This is a genomic window from Fluviicola sp., assembly GCF_030151805.1.
Lineage (GTDB): Bacteria > Bacteroidota > Bacteroidia > Flavobacteriales_D > Crocinitomicaceae > Fluviicola.
On sequence record NZ_JASLCN010000186.1, the window covers coordinates 1 to 4134 of the forward strand.

Here is a 4134-nt window from a genome sequence, read left to right on the forward strand (position 1 = left end):
TGGGTGGTATGCTTACCAACTTCCAGACTATCCGTAAGAGCGTTAAGAAAATGCAGAGCATCGAGAAAATGCTTGCTGACGGCAGCGCAGAGAACATCACTAAAAAAGAGCGTTTGATGCTGAGCCGCGACAGGGAAAAAATGGAAAAAGTATTGGGCGGTATCGCTCAGTTAGGCCGCTTACCGGCAGCTTTGTTCCTTGTTGATATCGGACATGAGCACATTGCATTGGCTGAAGCAAAACGTTTGGGTATCCCTACATTTGCAATGGTTGATACGAATTCTGACCCTCGTTTGGTAGATTTCCCAATTCCTGCAAATGATGATGCTACAAAGTCAATTGCAATCATTTTAGATGCAATCTGCAGTTCAATCAAAGAAGGTTTGGATGATCGCAAGACAACTGCAACTAAAGACAAAGAAGATGCAGCAACAACAGAAGAAGTTGCAGCTAAAGTAGAAGAGACAAAAGAATAATATCAAAGTAGCCCTGGCGTAATAGTCGGGGCATATTTTTGTACAAACATTTAAACGATTTATAGTCATGGCAATTACTGCGTCAGATGTAAACAAATTACGCCAGCAAACAGGTGCTGGTATGATGGACTGTAAAAATGCATTGGTAGAAGCAAACGGTGATTTCGAAGCTGCTGTTGATATCTTGCGTAAAAAAGGTCAAAAAGTTGCTGCGAAAAGAGGTGAGAACGAAGCTTCTGAAGGATTGATCTTTGCTCAAACTAGCGCAGACAACAAAGTTGGAGTTTTATTAACGTTAAACTGTGAAACAGACTTCGTTGCTAAAAATGATACTTACCGTAACTTCGTTCAATCTTTGGTTGATATCGCAATGAACAATTTGCCTGCAACTGCAGAAGAATTGAAAGGATTGAAGTACGATGATAAATTGACTGTTGAGGAGAAAATTACTGAACAAGTTGGTGTTATCGGTGAAAAATTGGATTTGTCCGGATATGCTGTATTGAAAGGTGACACGGTTGTTGCTTACAATCACCCGGGGAACCAATTGGCTACGTTGGTTGCTTTGAACAAAGGTGGAGATTCAGTTGCTGAAGCTGGTCGTCAGGTTGCAATGCAAGTTGCTGCTATGAACCCAATCGCTTTGGATAAGGACGGAGTTGATGCACGTACAATCGAGCGTGAAATCGAAGTGGGTAAAGAATTGGCAATTCAGGAAGGGAAACCTGCTGATATGGCTGAGAAAATTGCTCAAGGTCGTTTGACGAAGTTCTTCAAAGAAAATACCTTGTTGAGCCAGGAGTTTATCCGCGACAACAAAGTAACTGTTGAGCAGTTCTTGAATTCAACTGAGAACGGATTGACTGTTACAGAATTTAAGCGTTTCTCTTTGAGCTAATCAAAGGAATTAGATATTCGGAAATCCTGTCATTTTATGGCAGGATTTTTTTGTTTCTTTCATTTGGGAACAAAGTATATCAGTAATCATGTAAAAGTTCGTCAAAGTGATAAAACTATGTGATCGATACGCTCTATGTGATTTATTTTGAACCACAATAGATTCATAGAACACATAGGGGAAATTAATAATTGTCCTTCTTTTTGATGGAAGCTAAAAGTTATTTTCTCTTCAAATCGAATTCATTTCCGCAATCCTTACACTTGTAAACATCTTTCCTGTAAACCGGGAAAATGAAAAATACAAAGGAAGCAATGGCAGAAATAACAGCCCCGACACTTTTCATGGATTTATAACCGGATTCAATATGAGTGGATTGACAATTGGGGCAGGTGATGGCTTTTTCGTCTTCCGTAGTGTAAGGTGTTTGTTCCAGTTCGGATACGATCTCTTTCGCGCGTTCCAGGTCTTCCTCGTTGATTTTTAATTTGATCCCTCCCACCAAGTTGGAATAGAGCGGGTTAACGCTCACAATGTTTTCATCAAATAAAAAGCAGGTAATTTCTTCACTTTCAAGCTTGATTTTCAGAATGTGAGCATCAATTGAATTGTCGAATGTCTTGAAAGTAATAAGTGCCATAGAAATCAATCTTTATTGATCTAAATTAGTGATTTATCGTCCACTATTTTGGAATCGTTTTCCGAATTTCAAAGATTTCCCACTATATTTGCGCAACTTCTTTCGATAAATATGAAATACCGTCGCATTCTGCTCAAATTAAGTGGTGAATCTCTCATGGGAGACAAACAATTTGGAATTGATAACCAGCGGCTTAGTGAATACGCTAAGCAAATCAAGGAAATCCACGATTTGGGTGTTGAAGTGGCGATTGTTATCGGAGGTGGAAACATTTTCCGTGGTGTTCAGGCTGAAGAAGGCGGAATGGACAGAACGCACGGAGATTACATGGGAATGTTGGCAACAATGATCAATTCCATGGCGCTTCAGTCTGCATTGGAATCCGCGGGTCTTCAAACGCGTCTCCAATCTGCGATTGAAATGAAAGAAATTTCGGAACCTTACGTGAGAAGAAGAGCTGTGAGACATTTGGAAAAAGGTCGCGTAGTGATTTTTGGGGCAGGAACCGGGAATCCTTATTTCACGACTGATTCTGCTGCTTCATTAAGAGCAATCGAAATCAATGCGGATGTGATCCTGAAAGGGACACGCGTTGACGGAATTTATACGGCAGATCCGGAGAAAGATCCTACAGCAACAAAATTTGACGTAATTACTTTTGAAGACGCTTATAGCAGAGGATTGAAAGTAATGGATATGACCGCTTTCACGCTTTGCATGGAAAACGATTTACCGATCATTGTTTTTGACATGGATACACCGGGAAATCTGCAACGATTGATGGCAGGCGAACAAGTGGGAACAATTGTAAGAAACTAATAGCTAAAGATTCAATTTAGATAAATTATGACCGAAGAGTTAGAACTAATTTATGATGATTTGAAGTCATCGAATGCAAAATCATTAGATCACTTAGAAAACGAATTAACAAAGGTAAGAGCCGGAAAGGCTACACCGTCTATGCTTTCCGGAGTGATGGTAGATTATTACGGTTCTCCTACGCCGATTCAACAAGTTGGAAACGTGAACTCCATGGATGCGCGTACATTGACTGTTCAGGCATTTGAAAAATCCATGTTGAACGAGATTGCAAAAGGAATCATGAATGCGAATTTGGGATTGAATCCACAGAATAACGGGGAACAATTGATTATTCAAATTCCACTTTTGACAGAAGAACGCAGACGTGATTTGGTGAAAAAGGCGAAGGCAGAAGGCGAACATGCAAAAGTTGGGATCAGAAACAATCGCAAAGATTCATTGGACATGGTAAAAGGTATGAAAGCAGATGGTCTTTCCGAAGATATGTCCAAGGATGCAGAAAACGAAATTCAAAACATTACCAATGCATTCATCAAAAAAGTGGATGATTTGGTTGATGCAAAAGAAAAAGATATAATGACTATCTGAGATGCGTTACGTTCTGATTGTTTGTGCATGCTTTTTTTTCTTTTCCTGCAAAAAACAACGGGTTATCGACCGGTTGGAAGGAAAGTGGAGTTATACAAAGATATTGAAGAACGATGGTTCTTACGAAACGCATACAGAAGTGTATGAATTTTTAGGGGGAGGCAAAGAGGAATCCGGTCTCCCTTTTGTTGTTTATGGACAAGACACGGTTCACGGAACATATCATGTGCCGAAAAAGAGTATTATTCAGATTAAAAACGACCTGACAAACAAGCAGATTGATTGGCTGGTAGAGGATATGGATAAAAACTCGCTGGTGGTTCGTGTTGCAGAAGGAGTGATGTTTTTGGATAAAAAATAATCCCTGAATCCATCTAAAATAAAGGGTTGTTCGCAATACCGCGAACATGTAACCAGAAGTTACAAATCCAGCATATTTCCACCTGAAACTTCCACCAATCCCAAACCACCCGTATAATACAAATACCCTTCAATTCCGGGCATTCCGATTTCCTTCAAAATGTTCAGATAACCGATTACCTGTTCTTCGTGCTTTTTGCTTCTTTCGCCTGTTTTGAAATCAATCACCAGCGTGCTGTTTTCGGAAACAATCAATTTATCGGGTCTGAGTTTTGTTTTTGAATCAAAGATCAGGGTGCGCTCATTGAGATGCTTTCCGCTGCTGAAAAGCACCATTAATTTCTGATTTT

Annotated in this window: 7 protein-coding genes; 5 read left to right on the forward strand and 2 right to left on the reverse strand. The window is 39.9% G+C overall.

Translation table 11 applies throughout. The annotated features are described in order from the left end of the window. Both rpsB and tsf read left to right on the forward strand, forming a co-directional pair. Positions 1 to 476, forward strand: a 476-nt coding sequence (gene rpsB, locus Q1V93_RS07035; protein WP_300663176.1) for a 30S ribosomal protein S2, incomplete at its 5' end; no start/stop codon positions are given. Between the two features lie 67 nt (positions 477 to 543). After that, entirely contained in the window at positions 544 to 1374 is an 831-nt protein-coding gene (gene tsf / locus Q1V93_RS07040) for a translation elongation factor Ts (protein WP_300663178.1), read from the forward strand. A gap of 220 nt (positions 1375 to 1594) precedes the next feature. Here tsf and Q1V93_RS07045 read toward each other — a convergent pair whose 3' ends face one another. Continuing rightward, the gene (locus Q1V93_RS07045; RefSeq protein ID WP_300663180.1) at positions 1595 to 2014 is read right to left on the reverse strand and encodes a DUF2007 domain-containing protein; all 420 of its coding nucleotides are present in this window, start codon (positions 2012 to 2014) and stop codon (positions 1595 to 1597) included. A gap of 111 nt (positions 2015 to 2125) precedes the next feature. Between Q1V93_RS07045 and pyrH the strand changes: the two genes are divergently transcribed. Genes pyrH through Q1V93_RS07060 form a run of 3 tightly spaced genes read left to right on the forward strand, consistent with a single transcriptional unit; the run spans position 2126 to position 3785 of the window. Continuing rightward, on the forward strand, positions 2126 to 2833 hold the full coding sequence (gene pyrH, locus Q1V93_RS07050) for a UMP kinase (RefSeq protein ID WP_124746575.1): 708 nt from the start codon (positions 2126 to 2128) through the stop codon (positions 2831 to 2833). Between the two features lie 27 nt (positions 2834 to 2860). Further along, positions 2861 to 3424 (forward strand): ribosome recycling factor, encoded by a 564-nt coding sequence (frr, locus tag Q1V93_RS07055; protein ID WP_300663182.1) that lies wholly within the window; start codon positions 2861 to 2863, stop codon positions 3422 to 3424. A 1-nt stretch (position 3425) separates the two neighbouring features. After that, positions 3426 to 3785, forward strand: coding sequence for a hypothetical protein (locus tag Q1V93_RS07060; RefSeq protein ID WP_300663184.1), 360 nt, complete (start codon positions 3426 to 3428; stop codon positions 3783 to 3785). A gap of 59 nt (positions 3786 to 3844) precedes the next feature. Here Q1V93_RS07060 and Q1V93_RS07065 read toward each other — a convergent pair. Next, a partial coding sequence (locus Q1V93_RS07065) for a hypothetical protein (protein WP_300663186.1) occupies positions 3845 to 4134 on the reverse strand: 290 nt, incomplete at its 5' end.